Annotated in this window: 16 protein-coding genes; 8 read left to right on the top strand and 8 right to left on the bottom strand. The window is 40.3% G+C overall.

The genetic code is table 11. The annotated features are described in order from the left end of the window. Positions 1–85: 85 nt before the first annotated feature. Entirely contained in the window at positions 86–1,225 is a 1,140-nt protein-coding gene (locus GR929_RS02900) for a baeRF7 domain-containing protein (protein ID WP_159517408.1), read from the bottom strand. 441 nt (positions 1,226–1,666) lie between these two features. On the opposite strand from GR929_RS02900, the gene GR929_RS02895 reads away from it, so the two are divergent. Beyond that, positions 1,667–2,539 carry a formate/nitrite transporter family protein gene (locus GR929_RS02895; protein ID WP_201300878.1) on the top strand — a complete coding sequence of 291 codons (873 nt, stop codon included), beginning with the start codon at positions 1,667–1,669 and terminating at the stop codon, positions 2,537–2,539. A gap of 376 nt (positions 2,540–2,915) precedes the next feature. Here GR929_RS02895 and GR929_RS02890 read toward each other — a convergent pair whose 3' ends face one another. The 6 genes from GR929_RS02890 to GR929_RS02865 form a co-directional block, all read right to left on the bottom strand. Continuing rightward, the gene (locus tag GR929_RS02890; protein ID WP_159517407.1) at positions 2,916–3,917 is read right to left on the bottom strand and encodes an NADP-dependent oxidoreductase; all 1,002 of its coding nucleotides are present in this window, start codon (positions 3,915–3,917) and stop codon (positions 2,916–2,918) included. A gap of 132 nt (positions 3,918–4,049) precedes the next feature. Next, a complete protein-coding gene (locus GR929_RS02885; protein WP_159517406.1) occupies positions 4,050–6,464 on the bottom strand; it encodes a glycoside hydrolase family 65 protein in 2,415 nt (804 codons plus the stop codon). A gap of 29 nt (positions 6,465–6,493) precedes the next feature. Beyond that, positions 6,494–8,032 carry a trehalose-phosphatase gene (gene otsB / locus GR929_RS02880; protein ID WP_159517405.1) on the bottom strand — a complete coding sequence of 513 codons (1,539 nt, stop codon included), beginning with the start codon at positions 8,030–8,032 and terminating at the stop codon, positions 6,494–6,496. 27 nt (positions 8,033–8,059) lie between these two features. Further along, complete coding sequence (gpmA, locus tag GR929_RS02875) at positions 8,060–8,746, bottom strand: 2,3-diphosphoglycerate-dependent phosphoglycerate mutase (protein ID WP_159517404.1); 687 nt, start codon at positions 8,744–8,746, stop codon at positions 8,060–8,062. 8 nt (positions 8,747–8,754) lie between these two features. Then, on the bottom strand, positions 8,755–10,704 hold the full coding sequence (locus GR929_RS02870) for an aconitate hydratase (protein WP_159517403.1): 1,950 nt from the start codon (positions 10,702–10,704) through the stop codon (positions 8,755–8,757). Between the two features lie 21 nt (positions 10,705–10,725). Further along, the gene (locus GR929_RS02865) at positions 10,726–12,087 is read right to left on the bottom strand and encodes an NAD(P)/FAD-dependent oxidoreductase (protein WP_159517402.1); all 1,362 of its coding nucleotides are present in this window, start codon (positions 12,085–12,087) and stop codon (positions 10,726–10,728) included. A gap of 520 nt (positions 12,088–12,607) precedes the next feature. Between GR929_RS02865 and aceE the strand changes: the two genes are divergently transcribed. From aceE to GR929_RS02830, 7 genes are all read left to right on the top strand, one after another. Next, positions 12,608–15,268, top strand: coding sequence for a pyruvate dehydrogenase (acetyl-transferring), homodimeric type (gene aceE / locus GR929_RS02860; protein WP_159517401.1), 2,661 nt, complete (start codon positions 12,608–12,610; stop codon positions 15,266–15,268). Between the two features lie 57 nt (positions 15,269–15,325). Further along, positions 15,326–16,687 (top strand): 2-oxo acid dehydrogenase subunit E2, encoded by a 1,362-nt coding sequence (locus tag GR929_RS02855; protein ID WP_159517400.1) that lies wholly within the window; start codon positions 15,326–15,328, stop codon positions 16,685–16,687. Positions 16,688–16,702: 15 nt separating this feature from the next. Further along, positions 16,703–18,127 carry a dihydrolipoyl dehydrogenase gene (gene lpdA, locus GR929_RS02850; RefSeq protein WP_159517399.1) on the top strand — a complete coding sequence of 475 codons (1,425 nt, stop codon included), beginning with the start codon at positions 16,703–16,705 and terminating at the stop codon, positions 18,125–18,127. Positions 18,128–18,158: 31 nt separating this feature from the next. After that, the gene (locus GR929_RS02845; RefSeq protein ID WP_159517398.1) at positions 18,159–18,449 is read left to right on the top strand and encodes an encapsulin-associated ferritin-like protein; all 291 of its coding nucleotides are present in this window, start codon (positions 18,159–18,161) and stop codon (positions 18,447–18,449) included. A gap of 13 nt (positions 18,450–18,462) precedes the next feature. Next, positions 18,463–19,272 (top strand): family 1 encapsulin nanocompartment shell protein, encoded by an 810-nt coding sequence (locus tag GR929_RS02840; protein ID WP_159517397.1) that lies wholly within the window; start codon positions 18,463–18,465, stop codon positions 19,270–19,272. 62 nt (positions 19,273–19,334) lie between these two features. Next, positions 19,335–19,691 carry a SpoIIAA family protein gene (locus tag GR929_RS02835; protein WP_159517396.1) on the top strand — a complete coding sequence of 119 codons (357 nt, stop codon included), beginning with the start codon at positions 19,335–19,337 and terminating at the stop codon, positions 19,689–19,691. Positions 19,692–19,877: 186 nt separating this feature from the next. Further along, positions 19,878–20,732, top strand: a complete 855-nt coding sequence (locus GR929_RS02830; protein WP_159517395.1) for a hypothetical protein — start codon at positions 19,878–19,880, stop codon at positions 20,730–20,732. Positions 20,733–20,843: 111 nt separating this feature from the next. Here GR929_RS02830 and GR929_RS02825 read toward each other — a convergent pair whose 3' ends face one another. After that, positions 20,844–21,425, bottom strand: coding sequence for an LOG family protein (locus tag GR929_RS02825; protein WP_159517394.1), 582 nt, complete (start codon positions 21,423–21,425; stop codon positions 20,844–20,846). Positions 21,426–21,458 lie beyond the last annotated feature (33 nt).

The following is a 21,458-nucleotide window of genomic DNA, read 5'->3' as shown; positions in this document are numbered from 1 at the left end:
GCATAATTGATAAAAAACTGTTTCCCCGGACGTCCGGGGAAACAGCTAGTTGTTATTCGCTAAATTGGATTTATTTTGAACTGGTTTAATACCTTAAAATTGCATTTGCAGGTGCTTCGCTGACAGGCAAGTCTTCTACTTCTTCCAGAAAAACATTTCCTCCTTTTTGAAAAGTCGATTTCGCTGCAAAATCCATCAGGCAATAGTCCATTGACTCTTTTTCTTCATGAACCTTCATGGTCCCTTTATCTACGTCGAAATTACCCCAAATGTGTTTATTCTTCCCTACAAATAGTGTGTCTATTCGTCCGCCATTTGCGGCAATCAGCAATTCATTCAGGTCGGATGTGATTCGCAGGTTTGTTTCAGCGTATTTTTCTTTACTCTCATTTCTTACCCGCTCAAAATAAGGCTGTAAAAGCTCGCATGCCTGCTGATGAACTTTATCCATGTCGCCGTTATCATGATTGCCTAGCACATATTTGTGGTAGATGTTGTTGTAAGAAGAAATTTGTTTAAAATGGGAACAAATTTCTTCAACCGATGCAATTATCAGCGGTATCGATTTGTCATCAATCAGATCACTTAGTCCATCATCAACCATATGGAGGTATTTTAGGGTTTCCTTCTCTTTGTCATCTTTCCCTTCTCCCTGGCCGTGATAAAGTCCATGTCCGCCTCTGGACTGCCCGCTACGGTATTGTAGCGTTTTTTGCTTGACATCCCAACCAACGGCGTCTTTTAAACTTTGTGGCATATGATCTTCGGTAGGAATTTCGTTGAACTCGTATTGATTGGCTTCGAATAATCGGTTTTTCTTCAAGCTCAACTGTAAAATATAGAATTTATCATCGTTATTGAATACACTCAAAAGAGGCAAAAGGTAAAAGCGATCTGAAACCATGGAGAAATCTTCGGTTTCAATAGGTAGTGTTCGATACACAAAGGTTTCTTTACTCCTGAAAATGACCAGGGAGTCGGATAAATAGCGCCAGAAAGTTGTATCCTGTATGAGTTTGTTTATCGGTTCAACATAGTTGAAGATGTCTTTTTGTTTTACTCCCAACTCAATTAGCTCGTCTTCAATTTTGGATACCTGATTCTTTAACCGGATCATACTATCCTTATTCTCGCCACTTTTGTGGGTTGGTATATAAATTGAAACACAATAGTTACTTTTTTCAGCAACTAACTCGTCAAACTGTTTTTTCTTAAGTAATGTCATAACTACACGAATTAAAAATTAATGAAGAAATTAAAATAGAACTTGTTTGGCTGATTCCTAAAGCAAGTAGATACAGGCAGACAAGTTTTGCAAATCAACTTGAAGCAAATTGCTCTTGTTGCTTTAAAATATCATCTCTTGAAGGCGATAATTGGTTAATGTTTTCGGTTGCGATTGATCTTTTTAGATTGAAATATGTTCGTTGTATTATCGGTTGTGTTTTTCATGGTTTATATTTTGTGTGATTTACATCTGAAAGGCAGCAACTCCTGTTCCTAAAATTGCAGCGAAAGAAGGAGAATGAACTATAAAATACGAATACAGCAGGTAACGAATATAATTGGGCAGTACTGTTGATATAGGCTACTGCTATTTCATGTGGAATTTACCCGAAAACTGTGGAATATTGCCACACGTGTAGCCATCATTTAGAAAGTAAGTATGGGTGAAGCAATCAAGAGATTAATAAATAAATTTTTTTTTATGCCGAAAAGACAAGCCGATTTAAAGGAAGCGCTGAACAAGCCAAAACAGATTGATGAAATTTTGGAGGAACAAATTGAGATGGCGATGCACGAGCATAATCGTTCCAATCAAGATTTATTTTTATCGGCAATTTCTGCGGGCTTAGATGTTGGGTTCAGTGTTTTTTTAATGGCAGCTATTTATTCACTTTTCGATGGTGTAATTCATCCGTCATATCTGCATGTATTGCTAGCATTTGCTTATCCACTGGGGTTTATTTTTGTGGTAGTAGGTAAATCTGAATTGTTTACTGAACACACGACACTGGCGGTAATTCCGGTTTTAAACAGAAATGCCAGTATTAAAAGTTTGATGGTGCTTTGGGGTATTATTTATTCCGGCAATTTATTAGGCGGTTACTTTTTTAGTTATCTGCTTTCTATCCTCCCTATGCATCTGAAGGTTATTAATGTAGAGTCATTTGCTGTATTGGCAGATAAATTACTTGATTACCAGTGGTATATAGTTTTATTGAGTGGCGTACTGGCGGGCTGGTTAATGGGTTTGTTGTCCTGGTTGGTCACTTCATCACAAGAAACAATCAGTCGTATTTTAATTATTATTTTCATAACGACCGTAATAGGCATCGGAGGTCTGCATCACTCCATTGTTGGTTCTATCGAAATATTTACAGCCGTGTTAACCAGCAACGATATTACTTTATTGGATTATGGATTTGTTCAGCTTTGGGCTACCGTTGGAAATATCATTGGCGGAGTTGTGTTTGTAGCGTTTGTGAAATTCAGCCATGTTAACCCTCGTCATAAACGCATCGGTAAACAGGATTAGCAAGTCCACAATATCGAATTCTTTTTCAAGTTCAAATTCGCTTGTACTTTGTTCTTTAAACGTGTAGTTTTTACTTGAATGCCAAGTTTTACAGGAGATGTTTATTGACCCGATCGACCCTCTTTCTTTGATCTGTTTCTTGCCAGCTGATACTTTTTGCTTTCAAATTTCCTGAACTCAGTTCCAGTACTAATAGTACTAATAAATATCCGTTGTGTGAAACTATTCAAATTGAATAAAACTCACGTTTTTCCCTTGAGTTCTATATGTTAACTGTCGAAGTTCAGTATTTTACCTTCGCATTAAGGTGAAAAGATGGGTGAGTTTTTATAGAATTTCACACAACGGATTAAAGCACAATTTCTTTCTATTTCCTTTAAAGTTTTACAACCATCTTCCCCTTGTTTTTTCCTTCAAAAAGATCAAGAAAGGCCTGTGGAATATTTTCAAATCCTTCTCTGATTGTTTCAGTATATTTTAGTTTACCCCGGCTTAACCATTCTGTTAATTGCTTGATACCTTCAGGATGTTTATCGACATAATCAAAAACCACAAAGCCTTGCATCGAAGAACTTTTCTTTACCAGAAACGGTTGTACACTGATGCTTTTCGGCAATTCGGTGTTGTTATAAACTGAGATAGCCCCACAGTTAACTGTTCTTGAGAACTTATTGATATTGAAGAGCACAGCTTCAGAGATTTCACCTCCAACATTGTCAAAATAAACATCTACACCGTCGGGACATGCGTTGGCAATGGCTTCGGTCATATTTTCGGTGGTTTTATAATTGATTGCTTCATCAAATCCGAATTTCGATTTGAGCATTTCCACCTTTTCATTGGTTCCGGCAATGCCTACTACTTTTAATCCCAGTATCTTGCCAATTTGTCCGACAACACTTCCTACAGCTCCTGCAGCCCCTGATACGAGCAGGGTTTCTCCTTTTTTAGGTTTTCCTATTTCCGTCAGTCCCAAGTAGGCCGTAAGCCCGGTCATGCCTAAAATTCCGAGATATGCGGACAGTGGTGCTTTTTCAGGATCTACTTTCATAAGCCCATCGGCTTTTGCGACCTGTGTTTCTTGCCACTGTAACATCCCCGATACAAACTCCCCTTGATTAAAGTTCGTGTTCTTAGATTCTAAAACTTCAGCAATAATACCGGATGCAATTGGCTTATTGAGCTCAAATGGTGGAATATAGGACGGAGCATCGCTCATTCGGCCCCGTAAATAGGGGTCTACCGAAACATACTCAGTGCTTAACAAAACTTCTCCTTCCTTTAATTTGGGTATTTCAGCAGTGCTAAAGTCAAAATCGGTCAACTTAGGTTCTCCTTTTGGTCTGTTCTTTAAATTTATCGTTCGCGTTGTATTCATAATTCTTTAATTGATATATGTGGGCTGAGTTTGTCTCAGACTGTATTTCTATTCTTCCCCGATCATACCCCAATCCTTTACCGGATTCTGAATTTGTTTAACCATGGCTACAACAGGGCTTATTATTGATATCTACTTCTTTTTTAGTTCGAATTCTCTTTTGCTCCGTTCTTCAAACTTGTAAGTTTTTCCCTGTACGCCAAGTTTTACAGGAGGTGCCCATCCTTTTTCAAACTCGATGATTATTCTTTTATGGTTAATGTAAAGTTTAAACCAGTGACTTCGGAACCGAATGCTCAGTATTATTTTCTCCAGGCTTTCTGGAAGGTGAGGATTAATCCATAGGATATCGTTTCTAATTTGCATGCCCGTGTAGCAGCGTTGGATCAGGTCGACTGTGCCGGCCATCGCACCAAGGTGAATCCCCTCAGGAGTTGTTCCTCCTTGAACATCTTTAAAGTCACTCATGAGTGCCTGTTCGAAATTTTTCCAGGATTTGGTTCGGTTTAAACGGGCAAAAATCCATGAATGAACAACCTTGCTTAGGGTAGAACCATGCGAGGTTCGTTGTTGGTAGTAATGAATATTTTTCTCAATATCTTTTTGGATATCAAAGGGGTAATCCAAGGTATTCATAATCTCTTTTACTTCGGAAGAGCTGAGCAAAAAAAAGATCATTAAAACGTCGGCTTGTTTGCTGGCTTTGTAGCGATTGGGAGTATCGCCTTCTTTTTCTAGTATGCGATCGAGGCGCATTACTTCGCCATGTTCGTTTTTATAGCGTTCCCAATCAAACTCCTCCAGGTTTTCATATCCTTCAAACTGACTAATAATCCGATCGTCGTGAAATGGAATATACATTTTTTCGGACATATCTTTCCATTTATTAATATGTTCTTTCCGGACTCCAACAGTTTCTATAGCTTGCTGATACTGCCCGTTATCAAAAAGGTTGAGGACGTCTAAAGCTCGTTGAATAACCCAAACAACCATCAGGTTAGTGTATGCATTATTATTGAGACCTAATTCTTCCGAATCCGGATATTTAGTATGATATTCATCCGGTCCCATCACACCGTTAATGACATACCTCGATTTTTTACGATCAAATTGAGCAATGCTTGACCAGAAAAGCGCAACCGATAAGATGAGTTCGGCACCATAATAGCTCAAAAACTCCATGTCTTTTGTAGCTTGATAGTATTGCCACACATTATAAACAATTGTAATATTGATGTGGCGTTGTTGATGACTATTGTCAGGAATCCAATTGCCCGACTCTGGGTTTAAGTGAATTTTCTGGCTCTCTTCTCGTCCGTCGCTTCCACTTTGCCAGGGAAACATGGCACCTTCGAAGCCCGCTTCCTTAGCTGCTTTTCGAGCTTCAGGAAGACGGCGATACCGGTACATTAGTAAGTGATGAGCGATGTGGGGAAGATGAAGTATTAAAAAAGGCATGATATACATTTCATCCCAAAAAATATGTCCGCGATAAGCTTCTCCGTGCCACCCGCGCGAAGGCACACCTGCGTCAATATTTACCGTATGATTTGAAACGGTTTGCAGAATATGAAATGTATGAAGCCGCAATATTTTCTGATCACTGTTATCTTCATCAGAATTAGATTCGATGGTTGTATCAATTCGTTTCCATAAGTTTTTCCAAACTGACTCATGCTGTTGGAGCAGTTCTTTGAAACGGGGAAGCTTTTGGATACTATTTTCGGCCTGGAAAAGAGGCTCGCTAATGGCAACATCTTTTGAAGTATAAAGCGTAATTATTTTTTCAAGATGAACAGGTTGCATTTTAGAAACGGAGAGATCCAGATCCAGTATGGCTTTCCCATTTTTACCTTCAAAATGATTTGAAGTTTGTACATGCTTATTTTCTATGAAAATTTCGGTACGGCTAGCAATAGCCATTCTCACCTTTGATTGATTGGCCTCTGCTACCAGGCTTATCGTGTTAGCTGCCGGATGATTTGTTTCTGTAACCTTGAGATGTTTGCTGTTTAAGTCGCTGTATCGAGCTACATTGTTATTGATTACAGCTCCGTCAATCGAAGATGTGATACGAAGATTCCCTTCCCAGTTTTCAGGAATTAATTCCCATTCCAGTCCAATAACATGCATGCGATCCATGCTTACAAATCGTTTACTTATGAGCGAACTGGTATTGCCTTCCTGATCAGTAAATTTAATTTTTCGGCTTAAAACACCAGACTGGAGGTTCAGGTCATTTTGGAACTCCTGAATGTTCACCTGGTCAATATGAAAAGGCTTTCCATCATTAATGCAAAAAGTCAATAGAAGGGGATTGGGCCAGTTTACCAGGTCTTCATTTTCAATCTCTTTACCCGAAACGTCTGTTTTTAAACGATTATAACCTCCGGCTAAGTATGTGCCCGGATAGTGCGTGTCGTCGTCATGGGTTTCTTCAAATGCGCCACGTAGCATGATATAACCATTTCCTGTGGCCAAAAGCGCTTCTCTTTTTGCTTGTTCTTTCGATTGATAGTCTGCGTATGAAATTGTCCAGTTATCCATTGTTTTGATATTTTCGAGTGTTTTCGGGTTTAAGATTGTTGATTTAATTGACTCAGGAAAGACTGAAGTTCATCAACATTCTTTATGCTGTAATGCGCTGCGGTTGGTTCATCATGTTCTCCAATTAAAATACTAATACCGTCGTCTATAATTGCTCGAAACGCGTCTTCATCAGTAACGTCATCTCCAAAGTAGACTGGCAAAACCTCTTCTTTTTTCAAGTTCAGTTTTTCGATTAACCAATAAACAGCTTTCCCTTTGTGCCAGTCAATATTTGGTTTGATTTCCAGAATGAGCTTTCCGGTACCTAGTTTTAGCTTATCGTGTTCGGCTACAATTTTATGTACTTCTGATTTTATCTGCTCTACGTGCTTTTTAGCTACATTGCGGTAGTGCACTGCGATTGCAAACTTTTTACGGTCAATTTTTGATCCTTCGATTTTTTGCTCAATGTCATTTTGTAATTCGTGCTCCAACTTGTCGAGCAAGGGTAAAATTGCTTGTGCTTTTTCATTCTCGAGGTACAAATTATCCGGTCCCTCAATATGGTACCCGTGGCTTCCGGCATAAATCAGGTGATCCAGATTTACCAATTTTTGGATGTCCCGCAAATCCCGGCCACTTACAATGGCGACAGGATAATTTTTTGCTACTTCAACGATTGTTTTGCGCATCTTTTCAGAAAGGATTGCATCCTCTGGCTTTGAAACAATAGGAGATAACGTACCGTCGTAATCAAAAAACAGAGCTGGCTTTTTGTTCGCAAACTGTTTGAAAATGGTTTCGCTATTAGTCATTGCTGAAGGCAATTCCTCTTTAAAGGTTGGCTCGTCAGTAGTGGAATTTGCAATTTTCACTTCCTCCAGATTTCGGATAACCCAATGAGCACCACGGGATAACAAGTTACGTTTCTCACCTTCTCTTTTTACTCCAAAAACAAACCTGAATTGTCCTGCTTTTCCTGCTTCTACTCCCGATTCTGCGTCTTCGAAGACGATTGTTTTTTTCTTCGGAACATTTAGCTGTTTGGCTGCTTCTATAAATACGTCGGGTTCCGGTTTTCCTTTCAATCCTAGTTCGTTCGAAACAACTCCATCAATCCGCGCATCAAAAAGCTCCAAAACCTCTGCTTTCTCCAGTATTGTTTTACAGTTTTTACTGGATGAAATAACAGCGACTTTCAAGCCAATAGCCTTCCACTTTTTAATTTGATCGATTGTATCCTTATAGATTTTTACTCCCTCGATTTCAAGGACTTCAAGGAAGTATTGGTTCTTTTTGTTTCCGAGTCCACATACCGTTTCTTTATCCGGTGAATCTGTATTTTCGCCATAAGGAAGTTCGATATTTCTTGATTTTAGAAAGCTGGCTACTCCTTCGTAGCGAGGTTTCCCATCAACATAGCTTAAGTAATCGTTGTGGTTGAACGGACTAAACTCTTCTTTTCTTGTTTTTAAAAAGTTATCAAACAGCTTTTTCCAGGCTTTTTCATGTTGAATGGCCGTTTGGGTTATTACGCCATCCATATCAAAAATTGCTGCTTGTATTCCTGTCAATATGATTTTCATAAATTTATTCGAGTTTCGTGTTTCTATTTATAAATAATAATGTTTGATTGGTTTTAGCTCTTCATCCAATTCATAAACTAATGGTTTCCCGGTTGGAATTTCAAGGTTCGAAATATCTTCATCCATAATATTATCCAAGTACTTAATCAGGGCGCGCAGACTGTTTCCATGTCCGGAAATCAAAATTCTTTTTCCTTCTTTAATCGTTGGAGCAATGACATTGTGCCAGTAGGGCAATACCCGGACAAAGGTGTCTTCAAGGCTTTCTCCCAGAGGAAGTTCATTCTTTGCGATGTTCTGATATCGGCGGTGGTTTTCAGGAGACATTGGATTTCCCTTTTCAAGTAAAGGCGGCCTTGTTTTCCAGCTGCGTCGCCATTCATGAACCTGATCGTCTCCGTGTTTCTCAGCCATTTTTTTCTTGTTTAATCCTTGCAGCGCGCCGTAATGTCTCTCATTCAACCGCCAGCTCTTTTCCCATGGTATCCAAAGTTGATCTAAAGCTTCGAGCGTATACCACATGGTTTGAATAGCTCGTTTGAGCAAAGAGGTGTAGGCAATGTCAAATTGAAAATTATTGACATTGAGGGTGATTCCGGCATTTTGGGCTTCATAAATTCCGTTTTCTGATAAAGGTACATCTACCCATCCCGTAAATAAATTTTGTTGGTTCCATTCACTTTCACCGTGTCTCAATAAGACTATTTTAAACATGATTTTTCTTATGAATGTATTTTTAAATAATTAATTAATCCGCCTTCAAGTAAAATTTCCCGTTGGTGCTTGCTTAATTTGCAGAACAGGTTGATTCCCTTTTGATTCTCTTGGTTATAAACCGTAATGGTTTCACCGGCTTTTACCGCTTTAACTACATCGGTAAAAATCAGGATGTTGTTTTCTTTCAATTGGTCCAAGTCCTCTGGGTTTTCAAAAATGAATGGGATAATTCCGAAGTTCACCAGGTTTTGGAAGCCTATTCGCGCATAGCTTTTTGCAATTACGGCTTTTTGTCCTAAATAGCGTGGAGCTATTGCTGCATGCTCGCGGCTCGAACCTTGCGCATAATTCTCACCGGCAACAACAATATGGCCACCAAAAGCCGTTTTTGCTTTTGAGGCTGATTCATGAAAAAGAGGATCGATATCTTGGTAGGCATATCTGCTAATCGCTTCAATATTACTTCGCAAAGGGAGCACTTCAGCTCCGGCTTTCAATATCTCATCAGTAGAAACATTATCACCCATTTTCAAAATAATAGGTGTTTCAAAGTTGTTTTCCAATGGCGTAAAATCTGGTAGCGATTTAATGTTGGGCCCTTTCTTTAGTTCCGTTTTATAGCCATTTTCTTTGGGTGGAATGAGCATTATCCGATTAACGGAGGCTTTTTCCGGCTCCGAAAATACAGGATAAGCTACGCTTTTTCCATATACCTGCGGGTCGGTTATTTTTCCATGGAGAGCGGAAACTGCAGCAGTCTCAGGGCTACAAAGGTATACCTGATCATCGGCAGTTCCTGATCGCCCGGGGAAGTTTCGAGGCATTGTTCGCAAGCTGATTGTATTTGTTGCAGGAGCTTGTCCCATGCCAATGCATCCCATGCATCCGGTTTGGTGATAACGTGCTCCAGCCTGAATCAGCGAATTAATAGCTCCGAGTTTTCCCAAATCTTCAATCTTTTCGCGAGATGATGGATTGATATCCAGTGATACTTCAGGAGGTATGTTTTTCCCTTTTACAATTTCACTTACGATCCAATAATCGTGTAAGCCGGGGTTTGCCGATGAACCGATCACAACTTGAGAAATTGATTTTCCGGCGACCTCACTCACCGGAACAACATTGCCGGGGCTACTTGGTGTTGCAATCAAAGGAACCAGCTCATTTAGATTGATTTGTTCATATTTGTCGTATTCTGCACCATTGTCTGCAATAATTTCTTGCCAGTCTTCTTCTCGTTCTTCCTGTGTTAAACAAATTTTCGTTTGTTCATCCGAAGGAAAAACGGAGGTGGTGGCGCCTAGCTCAGCACCCATATTGGCAATAACATGACGATCCCAAGCGCTTAAATTTTTCAGGCCTTCTCCATAATACTCGACAATGTAGCCTACGCCGCCTTTAACATCGTAGCGGCGTAACATTTCCAATATTATATCTTTTGCGCTTACCCAATCGGGTAATTCCCCGGTTAATTCAACGCCAAGCACTTTGGGCATGGCAATATAATAGGGGTGTCCGGCAGCTGCAGTGGTAATATCCAACCCACCTGAGCCCATGGCAAGCATTCCCATGCTACCTGCTGAACAAGTATGACTGTCGGAGCCGATCATTAGTTTTCCGGGTTTCCCAAATCGTTCCATATGTACCACATGACTAATTCCGTTACCTGCGCGGCTGTACCAGTACCCATATTTTTGGGCTGCCGACTGCAAAAAGGCGTGATCATCCGCGTTTTTGAAATCCGCTTGAAGTAAATTGTGATCAACATATTGGACAGCCACTTCGGTTTGTGCTTTTTTCAATCCAAGTTTCTCTAGCTCAAGCATCACTAGCGTTCCGGTGGCATCTTGCTGCAAAATATGGTCTACCTTTAAAGCGATTTCGTTTCCGGGTTCAAGCGAACCTTCTACTAAGTGCTCTTTAATCAACTTCTGCGTTACATTTAACTTGTCCATAGCTGTCTCGTCTTCCTTTTATTATGCTTCGTGCATTTCTTGAATCATTTCTTTGCTCATTTGGTCTTTTTTCTTTGATGACGGGCGAAGAATTAGTCGAATACCCCGGTCGTATGTGAAGTAATTCCATATCCAGTTTGCAAAAACAACCGCCTTATTTCTAAAGCCAATTAGGAAAAGGATATGGACAACCATCCAGATAAACCATCCGATAAAGCCGCTTAAAAAGATTTTTGGCAAATCGGCCACTGCTTTATTTCTTCCAATCGTAGCCAATGCTCCTTTGTTTTTATAACGAAATGCTTTAAGCGGCTTATTTGCCGCTATTCGGTTTAAGTTTTCAGCTAGCTGTTCTCCTTGTTGCATAGCCGATTGAGCAAGCCCCGGAAGTCCGTTCGGATAGTCTTCATGAAGCATGTGGGCAACATCGCCCAGAGCAAAGACATCATTGTAAATTACTTTCGTCTCATAGTTTTTGAAAACATGGTTGGTTTCGTTAACCATCAGCGTTCCTTTTTTGATGCTTTTCTCTCCAAACCCGTTTATCAGATTTCCTTGAACCCCGGCGGCCCAAACCAATGTTCCCGTTTCAATTTGTTGTCCGTTTTTTAGTTTTACAATCTTTCCATCATAGTCATCAGTAAGTGTTTCCAGGTGAATATTGACTCCCATTTTTTCTAAGTACTGACGAGCCTTCTCTCCTGATTTTTCAGACATTGCCGGTAATACACGATTTTTGCCTTCAACCAGATGAATTTGCATACTGCTCACATCAAGCTGCGGGTAATCTCTTGGAAGGACGTTGTTTTTTAGTTCCGCCAGCGCACCGCACACTTCAACACCTGTTGGTCCGGCACCAACGACAACAAAAGTCATCAAGCGTTTCTTTTGCTTTTCACTGGTAACAATTTCCGATTTTTCTAATTGTTGAAAGATATGGCTGCGTAAATCCAGAGCATGTGTAACTTGCTTTAACGGAAAGGCATGCTTGGCTAATCGATCGTTACCAAAAAAGTTGATTTTTGCTCCGGTGGCAACAATCAGGTAGTCGTAGTTTAGTGGGCCGGCGTTTGTCGTCAGAGTTTTCTCGTCGGTATTAACTTCACTAACCCGAAGCATGCGAAAATAGGTGTCTTTTTTCTTCTTGGTTATTTTTCGAAGGGGTCCTGCTATAGAATCCGGTTCAAGCCCGGCAGTGGCTACCTGATACAACAACGGTTGAAAGGTATGATAGTTATATCGATCCAGTAGTACAATCTGATACTTATTGGAATCAAGCTTGTTGATTGCCCGAACACCTCCGAATCCTCCACCGATAATCACAACTCTTGGCTTGTCCGAATTAGGAATATTTACTGAAAATAGATTATTCCGATCTGTCATATAAGAAAACTTTCTGTCTGGAAATGAAAAAATCATTCCAATTTCAATTAAAAAGCTAATGACTTTGCAAGATTTATATCCGCACAACAACTATTGTACGACATACATCGGACACTGTTGTTGTAAAGTGCGGGCGATGCACGCAATGATACAGCTTATCAAACATCTCGAATAGGTCTGCTTCGGAGGAGAACTGATCATATTCGATTTCATATAAAAAAGAATTTACTGAATTATTAATCGGCTTGTTTGCAGTCTGACTGTTGTGGATTAATTACACGTTTCTTCTTCGAAATTCCACAATCAAAATAGGTGTTGAAGTATTAAAGGTCTCACGATTTATTATGAACTTTTGTGATCTGCTTGTTTTTCAATGCGTTGTGCTGAGTGGAACTAATTCTGGTACAGCGCTTGCATTTTTCAGCGTAACAGAATTAAGTTTTTCAGGAAATATTGAGGAGATAGGTTTTCGAATATTGACCTTTTTAAGCTGCTCCTGTAGGATGTTAAAGAAGTAATTATGACGGGTAAAAAAGATAACACATACGAAATTGAAAACAGAGAATGGCTAGATTCCATTGATTACATCATCAAGAATGAAAGTAGTGAGCGGGTTGACGAATTGATGGAGCTGCTAAAAGGACGAATTTATGAAAAGGGAATTCGCTTGCGATCACATTTAAATACGCCGTACATCAATACAATTCCGGTGGACAAGGAAGAGAGCTATCCCGGAGATCGTGAACTGGAGCGAAAAATTAAAAGTATCATTCGTTGGAACGCAATGGCAATGGTTGTTCAGGCCAATAAAAAGAAAGATGGCATTGGTGGTCATATCTCTACTTATGCCTCGTCAGCCACTTTGTACGAGGTGGGCTTCAACCACTTTTTCAGAGGTGGCGATAATGGTTCACCTGCCGACATTGTCTATTTCCAGGGGCATGCCTCTCCCGGCATATATGCCCGTTCTTTTTTAGAAGGAAGATTTTCGGAAGATCAATTGGAAAATTTTCGCAGAGAGATGAATCCAAAGGGAGGCTTAACTTCTTATCCTCACCCCCGGTTAATGCCCGACTACTGGCAGTTCCCGACTGTTTCAATGGGACTTGGCCCAATCATGGCTATTTATCAGGCACGTTTTAATCAATACTTACAAGACAAAGGACTGCTTGATGCTCCGGAGCAAAAGGTGTGGGCTTTTCTGGGAGATGGTGAAATGGATGAGCCGGAATCGATGGGAGCGCTAACCTTGGCTTCGAGAGAGGAACTGGACAACCTTATTTTTGTGATTAACTGTAATCTCCAACGGCTGGATGGGCCGGTGAGAGGAAATTCATCCATCATACAGGAATTGGAAGCAGCATTTCGCGGAGCCGGCTGGAATGTCATCAAGGTTACCTTGGGTGAAGTGTGGGATTCAATCCTGAAAAAAGATAAAAACGGTCTGTTGGTCAAGCGATTGGGCGAACTGGTTGACGGCGAACGCCAGAAGTTTTCAATCTCCGATGGAGACTACATTCGAAAAGAATTTTTTGGTAAAAGCGAGGAACTTTTAAAGCTGGTGGAAGACTTGAGTGATGACGAGTTAAAAAAACTACGTCGCGGAGGACACGACCCGGTTAAGGTTTACAATGCTTTTAAAGCGGCTACCGAAACAAAGGATATGCCGACTGTGGTTTTAACACAAACGGTGAAAGGATATGGTTTGGGCGAAGCAGGGGAAGGACGCAACATTACACACCAACAAAAGAAATTAAACGAAGAAGAATTGATGCATTTTCGCGATCGGTTTGATATTCCTGTTTCAGATGATGAATTGGCAAGTGCTCCGTTTTATAAACCGGACGATAGCAGTGATGAAATTAAATATCTTAAAAAACAACGCGAAAAACTGAATGGCTTTTTACCTAAACGAAATCAAGATGCTGTTGATTTTGAAATGCCCGAATCCAAGGTGTTTGATGAGTTTTTAAAGGGCTCCGGTAAACGCGAGGTGGCGACTACCATGGCCGCAGTTCAACTATTATCGAAGTTATTGAAAGATAAAAATATTGGAAAATTGGTAGTTCCTATTGTGCCCGATGAGTCACGTACTTTTGGTATGGATGCACTTTTCCGTCAGTCATCGATTTATGCACACAAAGGACAGTTGTACGAGCCGGTTGATCGCGACAGTTTATTGTATTATAAGGAAGCAAAAGATGGCGCTATTTTGGAAGAAGGAATTACCGAAGCAGGCTCCATGTCATCATTTATAGCGGCAGGAACGGCTTACTCAACTCATCAGATAAACTGTATCCCGTTTTATGTTTTTTATTCCATGTTTGGGTTTCAGCGTATTGGCGACTTCATTTGGGCTGCAGCCGATGCCCGTGCCAAAGGTTTCATGTTGGGAGGTACTTCCGGCCGTACCACATTGGCAGGCGAAGGACTTCAGCACCAAGATGGGCAGAGTCACTTGACGGCTCTCACCGTTCCGTCAGTTCAAGCGTACGATCCGGCTTTTGCTTACGAATTAGCCGTCATCATCAATGATGGAATGAAAAGAATGTATGAAGACGGAGAAGATATTTTCTATTACATCTCTATTATGAATGAGAAGTACAAAATGCCCTCGATGCCTTCGCGAAAGGGAATTGAGCAGGAAATCATAAACGGCATGTACAAATTTAAAAGCAGCCAGAAAAACGAGCACAACCTCCACTTGCTAGGAAGTGGATCGATATTGAATGAGACTTTGAAGGCTGCCGAAATTCTAAAAAAAGACTACAATATTTATCCTGAAATATGGAGTGTAACCAGTTACAAAAAGCTTTACGACGATGCCATAGAAAGCGACCGTTTGAGTCGTGTACAGGGAAAAAATAAAAAGACATACATCGAAAAATCGGTGGGAGAAAAAGAAGGAATTTTTATAGCTGCTACTGATTATGTGAAAGCGCTTCCGTTGGCTGTTTCCAAATGGTTTCCGGGATCGTTTGACGCTTTGGGAACTGACGGCTACGGTTTCAGTGAGCATCGCGAGGAGTTGAGGGAATTCTTTGAAGTGAGTGCGGAACATATCGCATGGAACGCTTTGGTTGCTCTCAATCGAAATGGAAAAGTAGCCGAGAAAATACTGAATAAAGCACGTAAACAACTCAATATCGATGGTGAAAAGGAATCACCAACCGGAAAATAATCCCTTCAGCTGAAGCTGATTGTATAAAACTTGCTATTCGATTTAAAATTCAGAACCATGAAAAAAGAAATAAAAGTACCAGATATAGCCGAAAATGTAGAAACAGGCCTGATCGCCGGAATTCTAGTTTCGAAAGGAGATAAAGTAGCAGAAGATCAGTCGGTTGTTGAGATTGAGACTGATAAAGCAACGACTGATATTCCCTCACCATTTGCAGGAACTGTAGCCGAAATTAAAGTGAGTGAAGGAGATGAAGTGAAAGTCAACCAAGTGATCATGATCATTGAAACGGAAGGAGAGGAGAGCCAGGATAATGAAGAAGATGAGAGTGATGATGAAACTTCCGATCAGGATAAAGAAAATACGAAGTCAGACGGTAAAGAAGAACAAGTAGACGACTCGGATTCAAATTCGGAAGAAGAGGAGACCGAAGAGGAGAAAAATGATTCGAAAGAAAAGTCATCTGGGAAAGAAAACGAAAAAGAAAAAAAGGATCAAAGTGACATTCCGGCTTCTCCTTCTGTGCGGCGTTTAGCTCGTGAAAAGGATGTCGATTTAAACCAGGTTGAAGGCTCCGGGCCATCGGGTAGAATAACGACAGAAGATGTTGAGCAATTTGCTGGAAAATCGGATTCAGACCAGACGGATGACGATGACAACAAAGCAAAAAAGACGAAAGAATCGAAAGGGGAAAAGCAGCCATCAACCGACTTCGCAAAGTGGGGATTGATTTCGATGGAACCGATGAATAACATCCGAAAGGTAACAGCTAAAAATGTTCAGCAAGCCTGGCAGACTGTACCACATGTGACCCAGTTTGATGAGGCTGACATTACCAATTTGGAAAACTTCAGAAAGCAGAATCAGGATAAAATTGCTAAAAGTGGTGGAAAACTTACCGTGACAGCTTTATTATTAAAAATTGCAAGTTTGGCATTGCAGCGTTTTCCGCGGTTCAATGCAAGTCTGGATGAAGAAAATGACCAGATTGTTTATAAACACTATTACCATATTGGTATTGCGGTAGATACGCCGCAAGGTTTATTGGTTCCGGTGATTCGTGATGTCAATAAAAAGTCGTTGAGCGAATTGGCAGCCGAATTGAGTGAAATGGCTGAAAAAGCTCGCGATAAAAAAATATCATCTGACGAAATGCAGGGTGGAAGTTTCACCATTTCCAACTTAGGAGGGATTGGAGGAACGCAATTTACGCCAATCGTTTATGCGCCGCAGGTGGCAATTTTAGGCGTTTCCCGAAGCCAATACAAGCAAGTACTGGTGAACGACGAATTTGAAAAACGACTGGTTGTACCGCTTTCATTGTCCTACGATCATCGTGTGATTGATGGAGCTGATGGAGCACGGTTTTTACGCTGGATATGCGATGTGATTGAAGATCCGTTTTCCATTCTGCAATAAAAAAAGGAATCGAATATGAACGATAATAAAACACACGAATTAGTAATTATTGGCGCTGGCCCCGGAGGTTATCGTGCAGCTTTCATGGCTGCTGACCTTGGGCTGAAAGTGACCTTGGTTGATCCTGAAGTCAATCCGGGAGGAGTTTGCCTGTACCGCGGTTGTATCCCAACCAAAGCGTTGCTGCACTTGTCGAAGATTAAAAAGGAAGCAGCTGAAGCAGAGGAGATGGGGCTGAAATTTAGCGATCCGGAAGTTGATCTGAAAAAAGTAGCTGCATGGAAAAGCGATGTGGTGAAAAAACTAACAGGTGGGCTGGGACAGTTGGTTAAAGCGAGAAAGATAAATTACGTGAAAGCATACGCCAAATTCATCGATTCAAAGAATTTGGAGCTGAAATCAAAAAATGGCGATATTGAAAAAATCACGTTTGAACATGCCATCGTTGCTACTGGAGCCCATCCAGTTGAAATACCTGGAATTGACTTTGATCAACCAGGAATTTGGAATTCGGCTGAAGCATTGGAATTGAAAGAGATTCCGGATAAACTGTTAATCGTTGGCGGTGGATACATCGGACTGGAAATGGCCACTATTTATCAGGCTTTAGGTGCGAAGGTGTCGATTGTTGAGTTAACTGACGATTTTATGCCCGGCATGGATAAAGACTTGGTTGCAGCGTATAAGAAACTTTCTGAGGGAACATTTTCCGATGTGTTTCTGGAAACCAAAGTCACGAAGGTGGATAAGCACGGTAAAAAGAAACAGGTCACGTTTGAATCGAAGGAAAAGGAAACTTTTCGCAAGCAATTTGATCGGGTGCTGGTAGCTGTTGGTCAAAAGCCAAATACCAAAGAGTTAGGACTCAACAAAATTGCTGCGGAGTTGGATAATAACGGCTTTATCAAAGTAAATGAGAAACAGGAAACAACAGCAAAAAATGTATTTGCGATAGGCGATGTTGCTGGCGGACCTTTGCTGGCACATAAAGCCAGCTACGAAGGCATGATTGCCGCAGAAGTAATTGCCGGAAAAAAATCTGCGAATGATGCAAAAGTGATCCCGGCCGTGATTTACACCGAACCTGAAATTGCTACTTGTGGCTTGAGTGAAAAGGAAGCGAAAGAAAAAGGCATTAAATATAAAGCCGTAAAATTCCCGTGGTCTGGATCAGGCAGGGCGGTAGCGATGGATACTGCCGGAGGATTTACCAAGATTTTAATTAATCCGGAGAATGAACGGATTCTTGGTGCAGGCATCGTTGGGAAAAATGCCGGTGACTTGATTCCTGAATTAGCCTTGGCCATAGAAATGGCAGCCACCGCACAAGATGTTGCTTTAACCATTCATCCGCACCCAACGCTTAGCGAAACCATTATGGAAGCAGCCGAAATGTTTTACGGACATCCGGCGCACACCTTTGTGAAGCAGAAAAAATAATTGATCAGAATACAAACAAAAAAAAACGACGATGCAAAACTATCATGAACCACCTCAGGAATTAACAGATGAAACACGCGACTATGTTCGTGCTTTGGTCTCTCTTAAAGAAGAAATTGAAGCTATCGATTGGTATCAACAGCGACTATCGGTCACAAAGAACCAACAACTTAAAAAAATATTGGAGCATAACCGCGATGAGGAAATGGAGCATGCCTGTATGGCGTTAGAGTGGCTCCGAAGAAACATGAAAGGCTGGGATGAACATTTGAGAACCTACCTTTTTACAGAAAAAGATATTGTGAAACTTGAAGATGACTAAAAAAGAAAACGTTATGAATATTTTAAAAAAATCAATTGCACCAATAACTGATAAAGCCTGGGACGAAATATCCGATAGAACCAATGAAATATTGAAGACCTACCTTACCGGACGAAAATTTGTTGACATCGATGGCCCAAACGGACTGGAAATGGGCGGAGTATCAACCGGACGTTTAGTGACGCCTGAAAAACAATCAAGTGAAGGTATTAATTATGGAATCCGGGAAGTTCTTCCTTTTGTTGAAATTCGCAAACCATTTGAATTGGATGTTTGGGAATTGGATAATATTGAACGTGGGGCTAAAGATGTAGACCTTTCGCCGCTGGAAGACGCTGTGAAAGAAGTAGCCTTTTTTGAAGAAAAGGTGATTTATAAGGGATTTTCCCCGATCAAAATTGAAGGTTTGGAAACTTCGGCAGAAAGTGATCCGGTTGAAATACCGGATAATACAAATGCATTTCTAAAAGAACTTGGTCGACAAGTGTTGCATCTGAGTCAGAATGGGGTAGAAGGTCCTTATTCTTTAATTATCAACTCCGAGCAGTGGCTCAACTTGATTAAACTATCCGAAGGTTATCCCATCTCGATGCAACTCAAAGAAATATTGGGTGGGAATGTGATTGTCAATCAGTCCAACGAACACTCCTTTTTAATTTCAGAAAGAGGAGGGGATTATGAATTAATTCAAGGACAGGACATTACCTTGGGCTATGACAGCCACGATACCGAAAAGGTAAAATTGTACCTCACTGCTTCATTTACGTTTCGGGTAATTAGCCCCGAAGCAATCGTTGTCTTTAAAAGTAAGAAAAAAGAGTAATCGATTTTAAAAAGGCTAAATCGGATTTTGCTAATAATTTTTAAAAAGAAAGGAACAATACAATGTTTAAAGTATTGAATTTAACAGATAAAAATCTCATTGCTATAAGAATAGATGGCAAGGTTACAAAGGCAGACTATGAAATGATTACCCCTTTGATTGACGGAAGAGTGAACGATTACGGTAAAATTAAAATGTACATTGAAATTGAAAATATTGATGGGATTGAACCATCTGCTTTTAAGGAAGACCTGAAAACCTATATCAGGCATTTTAATCATATTGAAAAAATAGCAGTAGTCGGGAAAAGCAAATGGGAAAAGTTGTGGTCAAACCTGGCTAGCCCTTTTGTTTCCGGGCAGATCAAGTATTATGACCATGCCGAAGTTTCAGATGCAGTGAAATGGATTCTGGAATAGCGCTTTGTGCGAATTTTGGAGGGAAGTGAAATTCTTTCATATCCGTGCAGAAAACTGAAAGAGTAGAATGATGAATTTGAAAAAGGATAAATAATGAAACGACCATGCAGCATTGTTACACAAATAAGTAGTATTAAAACGTGGGAGTTCCATCTAATACCGTTGAAAAATTTAAATTTTAATTAGATGAAAATAACAATTATCAGTGATATCAGAGGAAAAGCAAAAAGTATTATTCCTTATGGATTAAAGTTAGCTAAAGATCTTGAGGCCGAAGTTGATGTAATTCATATGATTGATACGCGAATGCAGCAAGGGGTTAGCAGCATGTATTCCGATTCGCAAAGTGTAACCCCCGGGAACAAATTTTCGCATGAGGAAATCATGCAACGGGAAAAGAAACAGGTGGAAGCTGATTTAGATAAGCTTTTAAGTAGTGAGGTTTCGAGGTTAAACTATCCATTGAAAATCAACGTTAAAGTTGATGTTGGTAGTATTCGAAGTAAAACGAGTACTGTCTTGAATTCAGGCCCTACTACGTTGTTGATCATGAATAATGAACCGGATGAGTATATTTTTGATGATCAGAAGGAAATCGTAGATACGTGCAAGAACTTTAATGGAATCAGTGTTATTGTTCCGCCGGGATATGAATATCAGAAAATATCAAACGTTGTTTTACCGACTGATTTTGACCTGAATGAGCTACAGTCATTCCGAAATATTACAGATGTCATCAATAAATTTGGCCCTGTGGTGAGTGCCTTTGGACAGTCGAGCGATATTAAGCCTCAGGCGATAGAACATTGGGAAGAAGAAGTGGGCAGTGTTTTCGAAGGTTCGCAGGTAAGCTCAAAAATTATTGACACAAGCAATTTTCATCAGGAATTTATTGATTTTGAAGAAATGATTGAGCCTGATATGACTTTGCTATTTGAGCAGCCAAAGGGGATATTGGAAAGCATATTTAAAAAGGATTTGTTTGAACAAGTTTTAAAGGAAACAAAATTTCCTGTTCTCTTTTACTCGATGAAAAAGTAATCAGTTTTCATTATTTGTCCTTTTCGAATCGTTTTTGAAATTGTTTTCACCATTGTGGTGAAAACCCTCAGAATAGTAACACAGGAAACCCGCGATGTTTAACTCCGGATTTTATTTTTGCGGTACGTTATACCATTTGTTGACCGGTACAGGAGGCGAATAACTTTTTAGGTAGCTGATAGCTTCTTCACTATTCGCCGCAATATGGTAGAGCTCGCGGTAGCTGTGCTTGGCGAAGTTTTCTTCGAAGGATCGTTCAAATTGATTGAATAAATCATCATAAAATCCGTTTGTATTAACAAATACTACGGCTTTATTGTGATAGTCTAACTGTTTGAGGGTAATCACCTCCAGTATTTCTTCCAGCGTTCCAAAGCCTCCGGGAAGAGCCACAAAGGCGTCGGCCATTTCGCGCATAATCGACTTACGATCCATCATGTCTTTCGAAATAATTAGCTTCTTGGCGAATTTTGACGCAAGCTTGTGCCCGTTTAGCTTTTCAGGTAAAATGCCAATGGTATCTCCTCCGGCATTGACAACTTCTTTTAAAACGGTTTCCATCAATCCTACATTGGCTCCACCGTTTATTAAGGTCATTTTTTCGTGCCCAATTAGTTGAGAAAGATGAATCGCTTCGTTAATATAAACAGGATCGATCGCATTGCTGGAGGAAGAAAATACACAAACTTTCATTTCAGAAAAAAATTGAATTAAAAAAGAATGCCA

Source organism: Sunxiuqinia indica (assembly GCF_009847015.1).
Lineage (GTDB): Bacteria > Bacteroidota > Bacteroidia > Bacteroidales > Prolixibacteraceae > Sunxiuqinia > Sunxiuqinia indica.
The sequence above is the reverse complement of the archived record's forward strand: the minus strand, read 5'-3'. Positions and strand labels throughout refer to the sequence as shown.